The organism is Mesorhizobium sp. WSM3859 (genome assembly GCF_002295065.1).
Classification (GTDB): domain Bacteria; phylum Pseudomonadota; class Alphaproteobacteria; order Rhizobiales; family Rhizobiaceae; genus Mesorhizobium.
In genome coordinates this window covers 104,338-121,625 of the sequence record NZ_NSGG01000006.1, presented here as the reverse complement: position 1 = coordinate 121,625, position 17,288 = coordinate 104,338, and the positions used below count along the sequence as shown (strand labels likewise).

At 60.4% G+C, this 17,288-nt stretch carries 15 protein-coding genes; 9 read left to right on the top strand and 6 right to left on the bottom strand.

What is annotated here, in order from left to right; translation table 11 throughout:
* Window positions 1-76 precede the first annotated feature (76 nt).
* The 7 genes from CK230_RS15210 to CK230_RS15180 all read left to right on the top strand — a co-directional run bounded on the left by CK230_RS15210 (window position 77) and on the right by CK230_RS15180 (window position 8,233).
* Complete coding sequence (locus tag CK230_RS15210; protein ID WP_245429929.1) at window positions 77-811, top strand: FCD domain-containing protein; 735 nt, start codon at window positions 77-79, stop codon at window positions 809-811.
* 12 nt (window positions 812-823) lie between these two features.
* Window positions 824-2,485 carry a GMC family oxidoreductase gene (locus CK230_RS15205; protein WP_095817991.1) on the top strand — a complete coding sequence of 554 codons (1,662 nt, stop codon included), beginning with the start codon at window positions 824-826 and terminating at the stop codon, window positions 2,483-2,485.
* 59 nt (window positions 2,486-2,544) lie between these two features.
* Window positions 2,545-3,525 (top strand): ABC transporter substrate-binding protein, encoded by a 981-nt coding sequence (locus CK230_RS15200; protein ID WP_095817990.1) that lies wholly within the window; start codon window positions 2,545-2,547, stop codon window positions 3,523-3,525.
* 61 nt (window positions 3,526-3,586) lie between these two features.
* On the top strand, window positions 3,587-5,140 hold the full coding sequence (locus tag CK230_RS15195; RefSeq protein WP_095817989.1) for a sugar ABC transporter ATP-binding protein: 1,554 nt from the start codon (window positions 3,587-3,589) through the stop codon (window positions 5,138-5,140).
* A gap of 65 nt (window positions 5,141-5,205) precedes the next feature.
* Window positions 5,206-6,141 carry an ABC transporter permease gene (locus tag CK230_RS15190; RefSeq protein WP_245429940.1) on the top strand — a complete coding sequence of 312 codons (936 nt, stop codon included), beginning with the start codon at window positions 5,206-5,208 and terminating at the stop codon, window positions 6,139-6,141.
* 3 nt (window positions 6,142-6,144) lie between these two features.
* Window positions 6,145-7,113: an ABC transporter permease gene (locus CK230_RS15185; protein ID WP_095817987.1), complete on the top strand. Its 969-nt coding sequence runs from the start codon at window positions 6,145-6,147 to the stop codon at window positions 7,111-7,113.
* Window positions 7,114-7,264: 151 nt separating this feature from the next.
* Complete coding sequence (locus tag CK230_RS15180) at window positions 7,265-8,233, top strand: manganese catalase family protein (RefSeq protein ID WP_095817986.1); 969 nt, start codon at window positions 7,265-7,267, stop codon at window positions 8,231-8,233.
* A gap of 185 nt (window positions 8,234-8,418) precedes the next feature.
* On the opposite strand, the gene CK230_RS15175 is transcribed toward CK230_RS15180, so the two are convergent.
* Window positions 8,419-8,895: a DUF2269 family protein gene (locus CK230_RS15175; RefSeq protein ID WP_095817985.1), complete on the bottom strand. Its 477-nt coding sequence runs from the start codon at window positions 8,893-8,895 to the stop codon at window positions 8,419-8,421.
* A complete protein-coding gene (locus CK230_RS15170) occupies window positions 8,895-10,181 on the bottom strand; it encodes an SDR family oxidoreductase (RefSeq protein ID WP_095817984.1) in 1,287 nt (428 codons plus the stop codon). Before CK230_RS15170 ends, CK230_RS15175 begins: the two co-directional genes overlap by 1 nt.
* Before the next feature lie 297 nt (window positions 10,182-10,478).
* On the opposite strand from CK230_RS15170, the gene CK230_RS15165 reads away from it, so the two are divergent.
* Entirely contained in the window at window positions 10,479-10,670 is a 192-nt protein-coding gene (locus CK230_RS15165; RefSeq protein ID WP_141246035.1) for a hypothetical protein, read from the top strand.
* A gap of 1,680 nt (window positions 10,671-12,350) precedes the next feature.
* On the opposite strand, the gene CK230_RS15155 is transcribed toward CK230_RS15165, so the two are convergent.
* The 4 genes from CK230_RS15155 to CK230_RS15140 all read right to left on the bottom strand — a co-directional run bounded on the left by CK230_RS15155 (window position 12,351) and on the right by CK230_RS15140 (window position 15,810).
* Window positions 12,351-12,674, bottom strand: coding sequence for a helix-turn-helix domain-containing protein (locus CK230_RS15155; RefSeq protein WP_176480107.1), 324 nt, complete (start codon window positions 12,672-12,674; stop codon window positions 12,351-12,353).
* Between the two features lie 499 nt (window positions 12,675-13,173).
* Window positions 13,174-14,037, bottom strand: coding sequence for an SIR2 family protein (locus CK230_RS15150; RefSeq protein WP_095817980.1), 864 nt, complete (start codon window positions 14,035-14,037; stop codon window positions 13,174-13,176).
* Window positions 14,038-14,419: 382 nt separating this feature from the next.
* A complete protein-coding gene (locus tag CK230_RS15145; RefSeq protein ID WP_176480106.1) occupies window positions 14,420-14,626 on the bottom strand; it encodes a DUF3606 domain-containing protein in 207 nt (68 codons plus the stop codon).
* Window positions 14,627-14,892: 266 nt separating this feature from the next.
* On the bottom strand, window positions 14,893-15,810 hold the full coding sequence (locus CK230_RS15140; RefSeq protein ID WP_095817978.1) for a hypothetical protein: 918 nt from the start codon (window positions 15,808-15,810) through the stop codon (window positions 14,893-14,895).
* A 305-nt stretch (window positions 15,811-16,115) separates the two neighbouring features.
* Here CK230_RS15140 and CK230_RS15135 point away from each other — a divergent pair, with 305 nt between their 5' ends.
* Window positions 16,116-17,288: a glycosyltransferase gene (locus tag CK230_RS15135; RefSeq protein WP_095817977.1), complete on the top strand. Its 1,173-nt coding sequence runs from the start codon at window positions 16,116-16,118 to the stop codon at window positions 17,286-17,288.

The following is a 17,288-nucleotide window of genomic DNA, read 5'->3' as shown; positions in this document are numbered from 1 at the left end:
GATCTGATGACAATGCACAGGAGCTTGTGCTTTGGTCCGATCTGAGCATTAATGATCTGACGACGCGGAGGATGGCTTGTTAGGTACACCACAGCAGGTTGAAAGGCGGGCCACGAGCGGCGCTGTTCGCGCCGCAGACGCCATGGTGGCTGGAATTGAAGCGGATATCGCCTCCGGCAAGCTCGGCGACGGCAGCTTCCTGCCGGCCGAGCGCGAATTGATGGCCGAGTACGGCGTTGGCCGCGGCGTGGTGCGTGAAGCAGTCGCTCGCCTGGCAAGTCGTGGGCTTATCGAAGCGCGTCCACGCTTTCGTCCAGTGGTACGCCGGCCCGGGCTGGACGCGGCGCTCGGTGCGTTGGAAGGTGTTGTCGGGCACCTGCTAAGCGTTCAGGCGGGAGTTAAGAACCTCTACGACACCCGGGTCTTTCTTGAAGCCGCTCTTGCGCGCAACGCCGCCATCCATGCGCGCAAGGACGACGTGACCACGCTCAGATCAGCGCTCGATATGAACGAGGCGGCAATACCGGATTCGGAAGAATTCTATGCCACCGACGTAGGGTTCCACGCCGTGCTCTACCAGATCACGCGCAACCCAGTCATGCCTGCCGTGCACAAGGCCTTCACTGCTTGGCTGTCACCGCATTGGCTGCGCATGCCCCGATCACCAGAGCGCAACCGGATCAATTTCCTGAGCCACCGCGAAATCTGCATGGCCATCTTCGAGCGAGATCCGGATAGCGCCGAGCGGGCGCTGCTCAATCATCTTTCCGCGGCCTGGGAGTATGTCCGTGGCACATTTGAAATGCCCTAAGGGCCGGCGAGAATGACGCAGACCTACGATCATATCGTGGTGGGCGGCGGAGCAGCGGGTTGCGTGGTCGCGGCACGCCTGGTGAGAGCAGGACGGCGGGTGCTGCTTCTCGAAGCTGGGCATTCGCATCACCACCCGCTGCTCGATATGCCGCCAGGCATTTTCAAGATGATCAACGGTTCGAAGTTCATGCGCTATTACCGCACCGAGCCGCAACAGCATCTGGATGGCCGTCAACATGAAATCTCCCAGGGCAACGTGCTGGGCGGCGGCACCTCGGTTAACGCCCAAGTCTATATGCGCGGCCGCGCCTCGGACTACGACGAATGGGATGAGCTGCTGCGCGGCAACAATGCCGGCATCCGCTGGAATTGGCAGGCTGTGCTGCCCCACTTCATGGGCATGGAAGGCAACAATCGCCTTAGCGGCGACTTGCATGGCAGCGAAGGACCACTGCTCGTCTCCGACGCCGGTCACATTGACGACGTTTCGCGCTGGTTCGTGCAGGCGATGCAACGGCTCGGACTACCCTACAATCACGACTTCAACGGACCGGCGCAACGCGGAGTGGGCTTCTATCAGTTCATGAACCGGCGCGGGAAGCGCAGCAGCGCGGCTTATGCCTTCATCGAGCCGTTAGCGAACGATCCCAGGCTGACGCTCAGGTTGAATTCCGCCGCGAGGCGCCTGCTGATCCAGAACGATCGCGCAAAGGGTGTAAGCTATACCGATCAATCAGGAACCGAACACCAGGCCTATGCCCAGGGCGATGTGATCGTCTCGTCAGGCGCACTTGTCACCCCGAAACTCCTGATGCTGTCAGGTATTGGCCCGGCCGACGAACTTGCCAGACATGACATCGCCTGCATCGCCGACCTTCCGGGCGTAGGCCAGAATCTGATCGACCATCCAGAAGTGCCCATCATCGCCACGATGAACGGGCCCTACGGCTACTTTAAGCAGGGCCAGGGTTGGCGGATGATCAAGAACGGCTTGCATTTCAAGCTCTTCGGCGCCGGCACGATCCTGTCAGCGGGAGTCGAGGCTGGAGCTTTTGTCAATCCGGCCGATCCGGGCGGCGACCCGACGATCCAGGCGTTTTGCGTCCCACATGTCTACCTGGACCGCGATATCCTCACGTTGGTGCAGGATACCTACGGGCTTACCGTGACGACGGTGGTTGTCAAACCGAAGTCCCGTGGCTTCGTGAAGCTGCGTTCGGCAGATCCGAACGACATGCCGGTCGTGTCTCCGCATCTGCTCAAACATCAAGATGACATGAAGGAGATGATTGCCGGCCAGCGCTATTTCCTGAAGGCATTCCACGCCAAGCCTCTGGCGGACCGCATCAAGGCTGTGGCCGTTCCCAGGGAAGACGACCTCAGCGACGAGGCCCTGGAAAGGCACTGCAAGCGCTTCGTCAAGACGAATTACCATCCGGCCGGCACGTGCCGCATGGGTCCGGACAGCGATCGGATGGGCGTCCTGGACGCGGCCATGCGGGTGCGCGGGATAGAGAACCTGCGCGTTGCCGACATGTCAGCCTGCCCGAACATCAACGCCGGGAACACCGCTGCCCCCGCCATGATGCTGGGCGATCGCTGCGCCGCCTTCATTTTGGAAGGGGGCGCAGTGACTCAATCGCACGGGGTGCGTGCAAGCGAGATGACCTAACCTGGCATAGGCTAGCAAAATTCAACGTCGTCAAAACGCGACAACAAAGGAGGAAAAGCATGATCATCACCCGTCGGAAATTGTTGGTAGGCTCCGCCGTCGGCGTGGCCGCTCTTACAGTCGCTTCGCGCGCCTTCGCCGCGCTCCCGCCGCTAGCCAAGAAAGACAAATACAAGGTCGGCTTCGCCCAGACCGAGAGCAACAACCCATGGCGGCTGGCTGAAACCAAGAGCATGCAGGACGAGGCTGCAAAGCTCGGCCATCAGCTCGTCTATACTGATGCCGCCGGGTCCTCGGCAAAGCAGGCTTCCGACGTAAACTCCATGATCGCGCAGGGGGTCGATGCCATTTTCCTGCCTCCGCGCGAGGACAAGCCGCTGGTGCCAGTCATCCTGGCCGCGCGTGATGCCGGCATCCCGGTCTTCCTGATCGACCGCGATGTTGACCACACCATGGCCAAGCCTGGACAGGATTACGTCACCTTCATCGGTTCCGACTTCATCAATGAGGGTAACCGCATTGCCGAATGGGTGGTGAAGAACGCCAATGGAAAATCGAAGATCATCGAGCTGGAAGGCACCACCGGTTCCTCGCCAGCCAACGACCGTAAGAAGGGTTTCGACGACATCATCGCCAAGCACTCGGAGTTCAAGATTGTCGCCTCACAGTCTGGCGACTTCGCTCGCGACAAGGGCCGCCAGGTGGCCGAGACATTACTACAGGCGCATCCTGAAGCCGACATCATCTATGCCCATAATGACGAGATGGCGCTCGGCGCGATCGCAGCCCTCGAGGCGGCCGGCAAGACAGCGGGAAAAGACGTGCTGATTGTCTCGATCGATGGCGAAAAGGACGGCGTGCAAGCAATCGTCGACGGCAAGATCGGCGCCATCTGCGGCTGCAGCCCGCTTTTCGGACCGAAGGCTTTCGCCACGATGGCCGACTATGCCGCCGGCAAGCAAATTCCGCCTTTCATCAAGAACGACGACGACTTCTACGACGGCACCAACGCAAAGAATAAGATTGGTACGGCGTTCTGAGGTCGTCTGGTTAAAACCTGCCTCCCCGCCTCGGCGGGGAGGCTTTTCGGAGCTTTGCCAAATGACGCGGCCGCCGGATGGGCCCTCCCCGCTGCTTCTCGACATACGCGACATCCAAAAGCGCTTCGCCGGCATACCCGCGCTGGTGGACGCGTCGCTTTCCGTGCGCTCAGGCGAGGTCCATGCCCTGATCGGCCAGAACGGCGCGGGCAAATCGACGCTGATCAAGGTCTTGACCGGGTACCACCGCAAGGATGCCGGGCAAGTGCTGTTCGAAGGCAAGCCTTTTGAGGTCCACTCGCCCCACCAGGCACAAGTCAACGGCATCAGCACGATCTACCAGGAGATCAATCTGGTCCCGCTGCGTTCGGTGACGGAGAACATTTGCCTGGGGCGGGAAAAGCGCCGCTACGGCCTGCTCGACTGGAATGCCATGCACGCGGAAGCCGAGCGCCTGCTAAGCCGCTTCTCCATTGGCATGGATGTTGGCCGTCCGCTGGGTGAATTCAACACCGCAACACAGCAGATGGTGGCGATCGCCCGGGCCATAGGATTCTCCGCCCGCCTTGTCATTATGGACGAGCCGACGTCGTCCCTTGATGAACGCGAAGTGGGAGTGCTGTTCGGCGTCATCCGTCAGCTGAAGGCTGAAGGGGTATCGGTTATTTTTGTAAGCCACAAGCTCGATGAGCTGTATGAAGTCTGCGACCAGGTCACGATCATGCGCGACGGCCGCACTGTGCGCAACGCCGCGATGGAAGAGATCGGCAAGCTGGAACTTGTCGCAGCTATGCTTGGCCGCGATGTCGCGGCTGTCGAGGGGCACGCCACAGCCTTCGGCGAGCGCGACCGCTCCAGGATCGGGGATGTGATGTTTTCGGCCCGCGGGCTTGGAGCCGGGCAGGCCGTCCGCGGTGTAAGCTTCGATCTCCGGCGCGGCGAGATCGCGGGCTTTGCCGGCCTGCTTGGCGCAGGTCGTACAGAAACCGCAAGGCTCGTGTTCGGAGCCGATCGCGCGAACGCCGGCGAGATGACGATGGAAGGCTCTAACTACAATCCTCAGCGTCCCGCCGACGCGATCGTCGCCGGCATGGGCTTTTGCACCGAGGACCGGAAGGGCGAAGGCATCGTGCCGGAGATGACCGTGGCGGAAAACCTCACCCTTGCGTTGCTTCCGAAGATCAGCCGCAACGGCGTATTGGACGAGCAGCGCCAGCGCGAAGTCGTCCAGCGGTTCATCCGCGAGCTCGGCATAAAATGTTCCGGGCCCAATCAGAAGGTGCGAGAGCTTTCGGGCGGGAACCAGCAGAAGGTGCTGCTTGCCCGTTGGCTGGCGATGAACCCGAAGCTGCTCATACTCGACGAGCCTACAAGGGGAATCGATGTGGGTGCCAAGGGCGAGATCCAGCGTCTGATCCGGGGACTTGCAGACCAAGGCCTCGGGGTGCTCATGATTTCGTCGGAGCTGGAGGAAATCATCGAAGGCGCGGATCGGATATTCGTTCTGCGCGATGGCGTCAGCGTGACTGAGTTGGAAGCAGAAGACGCCAATGAAGAAAAGGTGCTGACCGCGATGGCGCATGGAACGAGCGCTTCGTCGGAGGCCGCGACGTGACCGAGCTGCCGAGATCATACGCGGATCGGGATGCCGTCGCGCGCAGCTTCGATCTCTTCGGTTTTTTGTCGCGCTACGGGACCGTAATCGCGCTGGTTTTGCTGGTTGCGTTCAACCTCGCTTTCACCCGCAATTTCGCGACAATGCAGACACTCAACGTCAACCTCACCCAGGTCTGCACCATCGTCATCGTAGCCGTCGGAATGACGCTTGTTATAGCCACGGGCGGCATAGATCTCTCGGTTGGTTCTCTGATGGCTATTTCGGGTGCGTTGGCACCGATGATCTTCCTGGGCAAGATCCTTCCGATCGGAAGCATCTACCTCAACGTGGCTGCCGCGATGATCATGTCGGTATTGGTGGCCGGGCTGTTGGGGCTCTTCAATGGCTGGTTGGTCGCCCGCTTCCGCATCCAGCCCATTGTTGCGACACTGGTCCTGTTCATCGCCGGCCGCGGCATTGCTCAGGTGATGACAAATGGGAACCTGCAGACCTTTCGCGTGCCAGAATTTCAATGGATCGGCCTCGCCCGGCCCTTGGATATACCGGCGCAAGTCATCATCATGGCTGTCATCGTCGCGGCAGCTGCGTGGGCGTTGAAGAAAACCCTGTTCGGACGATGCATATTGGCAGTCGGCGGCAATGAAAGGGCTTCCGAACTCGCCGGCATTGCCGTCTCCAGGATCAAGCTTGCCGTCTATGGCATAAGCGGCCTTTGCGCGGGGCTGGCCGGGCTGATCGTGATCGCAATCAACTCTTCCAGCGACGCCAACTTGGTGGGCCTCGGTATGGAGCTCGATGCAATTGCGGCGGTTGCCGTGGGTGGCACCCTCCTCAGTGGCGGCAAGGCTACCATCGTCGGTACCTTGCTAGGCGCGCTTACCATTCAACTTGTGCGCTACACCCTTCTGGCGAACGGGGTGCCTGACGCAGCTGCTCTGGTGGTCAAGGCAGGGATCATCGCGCTCGCTGTGTGGCTGCAACAACAGCATCGCGGGTAGCCCATGAATCGCGCCCGCCTGGTCCGCATCATTGGCACCTACGGCGTATTGATCGCGCTGGCTGCGCTCGTTGTGTTCGGGTTCCTGCGTTATGATCGGTTTCTCAGCTTCTACAATGTGATGACTCTCCTGCGCTACAATTCCATGTTCGCGCTGGTGGCGCTTGGCATGTGCTTCGTCATCATGACAGGGGGGATCGATCTATCCGTGGGCTCCGTCGCTGCCTTGGGCAGCGTAGCCTCGGCATTGGCGAGTCCCTATGGGATCGTGCCGGGTCTTGCCGCGGGAATAGGCGCTGGGCTGGTCGCCGGGCTCATCAATGGGATTCTTGTCACACGCGCCAATTTGATGCCGTTCATAGCCACTCTCGCCACGATGCAGGCCGCCAGTGGCTCAGCCCTTCTGCTTGCTGGCAACCAGACCGTATCGGTCTCCTACGAGTCTGGCTTCACCGCCATCGGCCAGGGTAGCTTGTGGACGTTTCCGATCCCTGCGGCCATCGCGGCCCTGGCATATCTCACCGGTTCCCTGGTCTTGAATTACACCGGCACCGGTCGCGCTGTGCTCGCAATCGGCGGCGGCGAGGATGCTTCGCGCCTGATGGGATTGCGTACCGATCGCGTCAAGTCTTTGGTCTATCTCGCGAGCGGAGGACTGGCGGGGCTCGCCGGGGTCATCCTTGCCTCGCAGTTCGGGGCGGGACAGCCCATTGAGGGAGTCGGTTGGGAATTGTTCGCCATCGCGGCCGTCGTGGTCGGCGGCACACTGCTCACCGGCGGCTCGGGCTCGGTAGTGACCACGCTCGCAGGCGTGCTCCTGCTCGGCATCCTTTTCAATGTTCTCAACTTTGAGAATGGAATGGGATGGATTTCGCTTTCGGCCTACTGGCAGTCAGTGATCCGAGGGCTGTTCTTGCTCACGGTAGTCTTGCTACAGGCTCGACTGACACGACGACGCCTCGGCGCGCTCTGACCGTCGCTCGATTATTGCATTGGTCAGGACGAGAACGCGACGTCAGCGTGAACGGCCGATTCAGAAAGCCCCGCCCTAGGCTATTCGATCCTCTGCAAAGGAACAATCCAGGTGGTGCGCTGTTAGGGGGGCCCAACCCTGGAGGCCCCCCATGTTCATGCACAACAAGCGACTGCAATACACTGTTCGAGTTTCCGAACCCAATCCGCGGCTGGCGTGCATGATCATGGAGCAGTTCGGCGGCGCCGACGGCGAGCTTGCCGCAGCTATGCGCTATTTCACCCAAGGGCTGGGGGAAGATGATGTCGGCCGCAAGGACATGCTGCTCGACATAGCGACCGAAGAGCTCAGCCACCTCGAGGTCGTTGGCTCGATCGTCACCATGCTCAACAAAGGCCTGAAGGCCCAGCTGGCCGAGGGACAGATGAAAGAAGCCGAGCTCTATCTGATGGTCGGCGCCAGCGGCACGACGGCGAAGGAGTCCATCCTGTTCGGCGGCGCACCTGCCCTCTGCGACTCGGCCGGCGTGCCGTGGACTGCCGCCTACATCGATTCCCGTGGCGAACCCACCGTAGACCTGAGGTCCAACATCGCCGCCGAGGCGCGCGCCAAGATCGTCTATGAGCGACTGATCAATATCACCGACGATCCCGGCGTAAAGGACGCGCTGGGCTTCCTCATGACGCGCGAGATTGCGCACCAGAAATCGTTCGAGAAAGCGCTGTACGCGATTGAGCACAACTTCCCCACAGGCAAGCTTCCGGGCATTGAGAAATTTGCGAGCATGTACGTCAACACGTCGCAAGGCGAAGGGGATATGAACGGGCCGTGGAACTCAGGGGACGAATGGGATCGCGTGGACGATCTTGAGGAAGTCATGCCGGCGGACGATGGCGACGGGACGGCAACAGTCAAACTGGTGGCCAAGGATATGAGGGTCGTAGCTAAGATGGGCGAGCGGACTCTCTCTGACCCCTCCGCCGACCCGACCACAGGCGCGGATCTAGGTGCTGGGCCGGGAGCGGGACGGACCAGGAATGGTGACATGGGCGGCGCTGCCAGCATCAAAGAGGCGCCTGAGCGGGCCGAGGCCACCGCTCGCAAGAAAAACAAGGGTTAGGGCCGGGCTCTGCGACCGTGTTTCGTCTACCCGTCAGCGTCTTGACGGGTGGCCGCGGAACCGCCTTCTTTGCCACCTTCGCCGATGTTTCGAGCAGCTGGGCTGCGCGACGCTGGATCTTGGTCACCGGTTGGCTGCCGGACTTGGCCGCCGCGTGTCGGTAGAGTGCAGTGTCGCGAACTCCGTCAAAACAGCTGGATCGCGGGCCGTGTGATCATCAGCCAATAGATCACGGCCACGGATGCAAACGCCGGAAACCCAAAAGCGAACCAAAGCCGAAAGAGCTGGTTGTATCGCTTGGGCGGCGGAATGCCCGCCGTGGCGGCTTCCGCCGCAAGATCCCGCATGCGCATCTGCATCCATACCACAGGTAACCAGAACAGGCCCGTGACGACATAGAGCAGGATCGACAGCACAATCCAGCCCTCCCGGAGCGAATAGCCTGATTGCCAGGCCAATGCGGCCCCGGTTATCGGTTGCGCAATGACCGCGGTAGCGGTGAACAGGAAGTCGGCAATGACGACGATGCGGGCTACGGCGGCAATCGTGGCGGCGCTGCCGGTCCGGTGGGCGAGCAGCATGAAGAATGCAATGCCCGCGCCGGTGCCGAGCAGCACAGCAGCGCCGATGACGTGCAAGTATTTCAGCACAAAGTAGAGCATCAGCGTTCCTCCAGGATCGCCAGCGCGCAGAAGTGCAAGACGAGGATGGGCAGGATTTTCATCAGCGGGCCGAGGGGCTCGTTCCACAGGTCCGGGCGCAGAATACTTCCCGCAATCGCATAGAAGAACGAGACCGCGATCGCCCCCCACAGCCCTAACCGGCTCGTCGGCCGCGATGCGATCATCGCCCCGACGACAATGTCGGCCAAAGCCCCTGCGACAACAGCGGCCCCGGCCAAAGGCGCGAAAGCGGTGTTGAGCAGAAGTTCCAGACCGCTGCGCCAACCGGTAGTGAGGGAGATGATACCGGTAGCGATCCAGAAGAACGGCAACACCACGAAGATGGCCGACTTCACGAAGTAGAGCCCGGCGAACCAGCGCTCTTGCGCGGTGGGAGGATTGGCGGCCAGGGCGGACGCGAGACTGGACGGCCGGATTCCCGTTGCAAGCTTCCACGGTTCCAAGGCGCCGGTCGCGCCGCGCGCGATTTCCCTCGCGGCGTTGGTCCGCATAGGAGGCCGCCAGCCGAGGAGGCCCGCCAGGTCACCGGACCGGTAAAGCATCGCGGCGACCCAAGCGGGCAGGACAAACTCCCTCGCCCTCCCCCACCCCAGCCACTCGCGGTAGCGGGCGACAATTTCGCTCATGGTCAATGCTTCCGGCCCTGCGAGTTCGAGCGTCAGGCGGGACGGGCTATCCCTGCCAATCAGGTTCAAAACAGTGGAAACGACGTCGTCGAGCTGCACGACCTGGAGGAGGCCCGTGCCCGGCATTCTAGGCAGCAGAGGCAGGGCGGCGAGCCCGCGGAAGAGGGCGCTTGCGCCGAAGGCTGGCCGCCCGAGCACGACCGAAGGCCGCAGGATTACCCAATCGAGATCACGCTTCATCAAGGCATGATCGCCAGCCAGTTTGGTGGCCGAGAAAGCTGAAGGCTGTTCCCGGTCGACACCGATCGCGGAGAAATGGATAACCCTTCGAACGCCACCGCGCTCGCAGGCAGCAAAAAGGGCCGAGGCGCCGCCGGCATGAACTTTGTCCGTATTGTCCCGAGCACTGTCCTGCAACACGCCCGCGCAGTTCACGACAGCGTCGACCCCATGAAGGTGTGGAAGCCAGACTTCCGGCTCCAGCGCCTTCGCCATATCGATAATGACGGTTCGCCCCTTAAATAGGCCATTCGATGTGCGGCTACGGACAGCCCGGACAACCTCGTGCCCCTCCGCCCCAAGGCGCGCGCACAAAGCCGCGCCGATCAGACCTGAAGCGCCAATGACCAGAACGAACATGGGTTTAATTGATCCATCAGGTTCTTTCCCCTCTCGATCACGTGGCGTTTCTCCCCGGTCGAACCAAGCTTCTCAACGCTTCAGCTTCGTCTATCGAACCTGGTGCCCGCCGGAGTGTTCCAAGCTCCGCAATGGCTATGGCGCCGGCAGCACCGTTCTCTTCAACTCTGGTGCCGCAGGACGCAACACCGATGAGGTCAATCCGGCCCGACGTGGCAGTCGCTGGTCGCGAGGATCCCGCCGGAACAAGCCGCCCCCATGCCAAGTTAGGATAGTGGTCCCGGAGCGATGCAGACAATGAAGACCTACTGGCTTGAACAAGGAGCCGGCCAGGTAGTCGTGTCGCGTCAAGTAGCTGAGGCGCAGACGCCGTGGGAGGCGGCGACGAAAGTCACGGGCAAGGCTGTCCATGGCCGGCGTGATGGGCCGTTCTGGGTACGGGTCACGGATCAGGCGACGCTTACGACATTCAAGTACGCGTATGACTGAGAGGGTCCTCCCATAAATATCGGTACTCGTTCGGTAAGGCATCCTAGCCCCAAGCGCAAAAACCGATACAACGGGGCGAGATAACGCGGTTTTTTCCTCAATTGCATCAAATCTTATTTCGCCATTGGCGGCCCTGGGCGTAACCATGTTTGATGAAGAACTACGTGGTCGAAGTGATGTCTGGGGAAGTGGTCACATCCAGGCAGTCGGTCCAAGCGCACACCGCCGCTGCGGCGGCATCTCGTGCAACCGGGCGGGCAGTGCGAATCCGAGCAAATGAAGAACTTTGGGTCAGAGTGACGGACGAGCAGAATCGGGTCGTCTACAAATACGCCTTTCAGTGAACGGGATGGGCCGGCATTGCATGGAGCGGCCTCCGCGCTCCGACCGAGGAACCCGCGCCCCTCGGCAAGGGCGCGGGCCGGTGTCGCACACCGATCTGCGAGACTTGAGGGGAACTCATCGCAGACATGCTCAAACTGCGCCTGGACGCTCTGGTTCCGATGCCGACCGGCAAGCGTGGCTTGGAACTGCGGCCCGCCATGGGCTGCAACAACTATCGCGCAGGCAGAGCAAGAGAGCGCGCTAGCATCTGTTATTCAGGGCAGATCTCGCCAAAGGAGGCGTCAACCGTCAGCTGCGCGCCCTTTTTGACCGCCTTTGCCTGGGGTTCTTCCGTGCTGAACAATTCCTCGATTCACAGGTTTGGACAGATGGCTGCCCGCGAACATCGCTGCGAACAACTTTTGCGAGGCGTCCAGTTTCAGTCTCGGGTGCGAAGAACGCTGCGGAGACGCAACAGATCATCGCCGCGAGCCGGAAGCTGTTTAGCCAGTCCGAAAATCTGTAGAGGCGATCGCGGTCGGCAGGCTTCATTACAGGGGAATACAAACCGATCAGCGAAGCACTCACGGAAAAGAACCCATCGCAGCGATAGAGGCGCCGTCGTCGGATTTGAGCAGCCGTATCCAGCTGAGGCCTCGTCGAACGGGTGACGATGCGAATTCGAGGCCGCCTCTCAGGCGTCGAACTTGCGTCCAACACGGCTATTCCGCTCACGAAGAGCTATCTCGCGGTGAACATCGTCGAGCTTTGCTCTTATCGAAAGAGATCGTCGCCTCATGAGGAGGAACAAAATTACAATCATAAACAACAGGACGATTTTCATTGCGCCTAAACATCTTCATGCTGCGATGTTCCACGGGCCGCAGAATTTGAGCGGACAGAACCGAAATGCGGTGATGCTTGCGCAAGGACGCCTCCTTTATCGGCCGTTCGAGCGCTTTGCGATCATGGGTATTCCTAAGACCGACCGATCCGGGTCAGGAGACCTGCTCGATTTCGGGGCAGGCCGATAAGGCGCAGTCAGTGTCAGTTAGCGAGATTGAGTTGCAATGCGCTATGTATTCCGGGCGACAGACAGTTAGGCCTTGTTCCGGTAAACCGCCACAATGAGCAGGCTCAACGAAATATGCGGTTGCACGAATACTGCCAGGCAAAGGCGGATGGAGCGGACTGGCCGGAGTTCCGCGACATGTGGCGGACGATCGCCGCCAGCTATGCCTTGCTGATTGGACTTGAGACCCGGGGATCACAAGGAACTGCTGTCGAAGTCCGGCGGCGTCCGAAGGCTACGGAACCCCCGATGGACCAGAGAATTTGAAGTGGTTCGTGGCGTAGTCACTCCCCATCAACAAGGCGGGTATATTCACGCTTGATCACCCGGTAGCAGGTGCACGAAGCGGCCTCGAGGCCCTTGCGGTGGGCGATCCTGATATTTCCACGTGTATAGTCGATTAGGCCCGCCCTCTGCAGGGTCGCGGCGGCCACACTCACGCTCGGGCGATGCACACCGAGCATCTGGGAAAGAAACTCCTGCGTGAGCGGAAATTCGTCGCTGTCGACGCGATCGTGTGTCTGAAGTAGCCAGCGAGCACATCGCTCCTGCACTTCATGCAGACGGTTGCAGGACGTGTTCTGCGCGATCTGATTCAGCAGGGCCATCAAGTATCGCAGCAGAAACTTGTGTAGCGTCGGAGCGCTCCGCAAGGCCCGTTCAAAGTCCCGCACCTTCATGCGAAGCGCATGCCCCGGGATCTGTACCATGGCGCGACTCGGGACCGAAGCTGTCCCAAGAAGCACCGGGAACCCGACCATCCCTTCGGGACCAATCGTCGCGAACTAGACGATGTCGCCGGTTTCGGGCTCGTTGACCATCGATGCGACGCCGCGTTCGACGAAATAGACGTACTCGATTGGTTCGAGAGCCTCATGCAACACTGTTTTCAACGGTAGCGGGACAGGGTCAAGATCGGGAGCTACTGCCTCCAACTCTGCGCGAGGCAATCTCGCCAACAATTTGTTGCGTGGGGTCATGCGGGCTCCGTCGGGAAGCGCACGCAAACCAAAGCAGAAATTACGCTGGCGTGCGCCGATCCCAGGCGGACCAAACTTGCGAAGCGGCAAGCTGTTCCGCTCGGGTCAGCGGGCCGCCGTCAATGGATCACGGTGGTTCGCCTCCTGACAGCAGCCTCGGCCGATCCGTTGCGTTCGCTTCGACAAGGGCAGCAAGGCGAGAAAGGAAACCCAGCAGCCCTTTTTCAGGATCATCGTCGTCGCCCGTCATCACTGTGATGCCCCAACGCGCCAGCACCGCTTCCTCGACGGGATCACGATGCGCCATGAAGATGAAGGAGGGAGGCCGATCCGCCTCGTAGCCCGATCGGCTCCAGGTCTGCCAAAGCCGGTGCAGGAGCAACCGGATGTTCAGGTCGGAAAGGCTGTAGCCGATGAACAGAACCGTGCTGCCCAAGGCGTCCGAACGAAACCTCACGTCGAGCGGCGAATCGAATGACAGCCGGTCAAGGTAATCGGTTTCTGTGAGAACCAAGGAGGAATCGTCGTCGAAGTCGCCGTGGAATTTCACGATGTAGGGGACGTCCCTGCGAGCCTTCGAGACATCCCGCGCATTGGCCACTTTGACGTATTCGACGCCATGTATCTCAAACGCAACTTCGAGGTTTCGATCGTAGTTCGTGGTATAGATCACTGGGAAGTTCAGCGCGACGATGAGACGGTGCAATTCGGATTTTTGGATTTTCTCGCGGCTAACGGTCCAGTGCCGGTCCATCCAACTGCGAAGCGGTCCGATACTTCCATGCTTGATGCGGTAATACTCGGCCAAGGTCTGAAAACGACCGCGCTGCTTGCCAAGGTCCACCTCCAGGCCCAGTTCATCCGCCATCCGCTTGATCAGTTTTTCCCAGGACGGCAGGCCGACACTCATGGAGACGCCCGCCCCCACGAAAAGCACGACGTCGCGTTCCCTAATGGAGTTTGCGAGCGCCACAAGAGGATCGCCGCTCATTGCCTGACCCAGTAGCGATGATCCCCTACTACCGTAGTGAGCGTCGTCTCAAGAGCAGCGCCGGCGCCTTGCATGCCAACGGGCCAGTCACGACTTGCACAGTTATCGTTGTATCCGGATAGACCCACACTCACCTGCCAAGCGGCTTATGCGAGAGCTCCCTCAACGCCCGTTATCGGTTGCCGGTCATGCAATTTGCAATCAGTCACGATGGGCGGGCCTCGCTCCGGCGCATGACCGCGCCCTTCAAGCCTTTTGTGATTGGCACCGTCTTCTCCATGAACCGCACCCAGGCCTGCGGGATGCGGCGATACCCGAACCAGTATTCGTTAAGAATGTTCCGGATCCGCTTTGCATTGGTCTTGCTTGACCCTAGCGGACGTCACTCGAGCTCGCGCAGCTTCCGAGCTTCCTTGACGAGCACGGCAAGATTGTCTCCATGTTTTCGGATCAATTCCCGGGCCTGTTGCTCTGTGATTCCGTTCACAGCGGAGAAATAGGCGAGCTGCTCTGGATCAACTGTCGAAATGCGATTTGGGTCGCGTACGTCGCCATCAGCGCTTTCAGTCCCGAAATTCAGAATGTTCACACGAGCGCGCACGACATCCTCGCATCAGCTTTTGGGTCGGGCCGGCCGGACGATACGGCTGCACAGAAAGCCAAGAATGAGCCGCCTCACCCACTGGAGTCTCTTGGTTCTTTGCAGCAAGTACATAGCTGGCCGCTCTCTGCTGGACGCGACCGAACCATGTCCGAGAGACATTGTTCCCGACGGCGATCTCATTCGGCGGACCGGTCGCAGCTCTAAGCGGCACTAAACTTGCGGGGATGCCCCGCGATCTCGCGACGAGACGGTCAAGCCGCTTTCGAAAGCAGGGACACGTCGAAACTCGCCAAGCCGTAGCGCCAGCGATGGTTCGTCGCCGCAACGCGACTCTGGTAAAAAAGGGTCAGCCTATCGCCCTCGATCATCACGGTCGAATGGCCGTTTTCTCCAGGCCCGCCCGGATCGAGCACCGGCCCGATCGAGGAGTAAGGTCCGGCAATGGTGTCAGCGATGGCGAAAAACACCCGCTGCCGACTGCCCCGCTGTCCGTTCGGAAGGAAGCAGGTGGCGTTGAGGAGCACGCGGCCGTCCGGAAGCTCCACCAACTGGGCACCTTCGATCCCCCATTCGTAGTCGGGGTCGTCCCGCGTGTTGTGGTGGGGAATGTCATTGTGGTCCAGGATCTTGCCCAGCCGCTTCCAGGGTCCGAACCATGAATCTGACTGGCTGCGGACCAGATAGATGTCGGGCTGCGGTACGCGGGTGAATTTCGGCATCCCGGAATAAACCATGTAGCGCTTGCCGCCGATGAGAGCCGGGTGCGGATCATAGATGCCGTCTTCATCCGTGTCCGGCACGGACAGGATTGCCGGATTGAGCACCACCCAGTTGAACCCGTCGTTAGACACCGCGTGTTCACAGCGGCCGCCGGATTTCATGAACTCGGTTTGGATGAACATGTGAAAGACGCCGTCTTCGTGCACGACGCCAGGCGCCGCGACGCCCGACCCCGCGACAGGGAGCTCAATCGTCGCGTGCTCCGTCCACGGTCCCTGCAACTCCGGCGCCGTGGCGTGAAGAATCTTCCAAGTCTCGCTGGTCACCGTACCGCTCGATCCGAACACATGCCAAAGCCGGCCGTCAAAAACCGGACAAGGATCCTTGAGATCGTCCACCGTCTGAGGGTGAAACAACGGGAACACATTCGTCTCGAACTCGATCTTCATCCGTCTGCCCCAGTGATTGCCGGCCGTTAAGCGCCCTAGCTTCGGTCTGACGAATCAATTCAAGCCGCTGGACATTTTAGCCGCTGATTCAACGAAAATGCGGCGACTAGGCGGCCTTCCCCAGAAAGCTGCCTGCAGGCCGCAGCCACACCGTTTAGCGCGGAGCTCCGCCTGCATATCGCTCGCTGGCTGGAACAAGTTAATCAGCGGACAGTTAGACATGCGGCAGGAATAGCTTCCTGCATCTCGCGATTAACAAATGTTATTCGCAGTCTAAACGGCAATGTCATCAGGGAAAAGCTTATATGGACGCGGCGCTAAGAATACCAGCCACCATCAAAACCAGAAAAAAGCAAGATTTATTGATATGCTTTTCCCATTTGCGATGGAATTTCGTCTATCAACGTCCGCAGCACATTCTCACGCATGCCTCGAGAGAGCACCAAATCGTGTACTTCGAGGAGCCCGTTTTTGAAGAATGCTCCCACTCGTCCATTCGGTTTTGCGACGCTGCGCCGGGCATTCGGGTAGCGACCCCTCTGCTCCCGATCGGCACCAGCCCCCCCAGAGCCGATGCAATCCAGCGCAGATATCTGGACCGGATCATCGCGTCGACACCGCACGCCCAATTGACCGCCTGGTATTATACCCCGATGGCGCTGCGCTTCAGCGCGCATGTAAACTTCGACGTGTGCGTCTATGACTGCATGGACGAGCTTTCGGCGTTCAAGAATGCGCCGGCCCAGCTTGCGCTCCTGGAACGGGCGCTCTTCGAACGCGCCGATGTGGTCTTTACGGGCGGCTTAAGCCTGTTCGAAGCCAAGCGCTCCCAGCATCGCGCGATCCATCCCTTCCCCAGCAGCATTGACGTCAACCACTTTCACAAGGCGAGGGCGCCCGGCGAGGAGCCGGCGGATCAACTCACCATCCCGCATCCTCGGGTCGGCTTCTTCGGAGTCATCGACGAGCGCCTCGATATCGATCTTGTGGCGCAGGCTTCCAACGCGATGCCTGACGTGCACTTCGTGATGCTTGGTCCGGTCGTCAAGATCGATCCGGACAGCCTGCCCAGGGCAAATAACCTGCACTGGCTCGGCAGCAAAGCCTACAAGCATTTGCCCGACTACCTTCGGCATTGGGATGTCGGGTGGATGCCGTTCGCGCTCAACGAAGCGACACGTTTCATTAGCCCCACGAAAACCCCCGAATTCTTAGCCGCCGGCCTCCCTGTGGTCTCGACCGCGATTGTTGATGTGGTGCGAAGCTACGCTGCCGCCGGCCTCGTCGACATTGCGGACGCCGAGGACATCGAGGCCAAGCTGCGCTCCGCGCTCGCGCAGCCGCGCAATACGCGCCTGCCGGCGGTCGACGCCTATCTGGCCAACATGTCCTGGCAGCGGACGTGGGACGCCATGGCCGCCCATATCAGGAATGCCGGTGCAAGCAAGAAGGTCGTGCCCTTCCGCAGGAGCGCATGA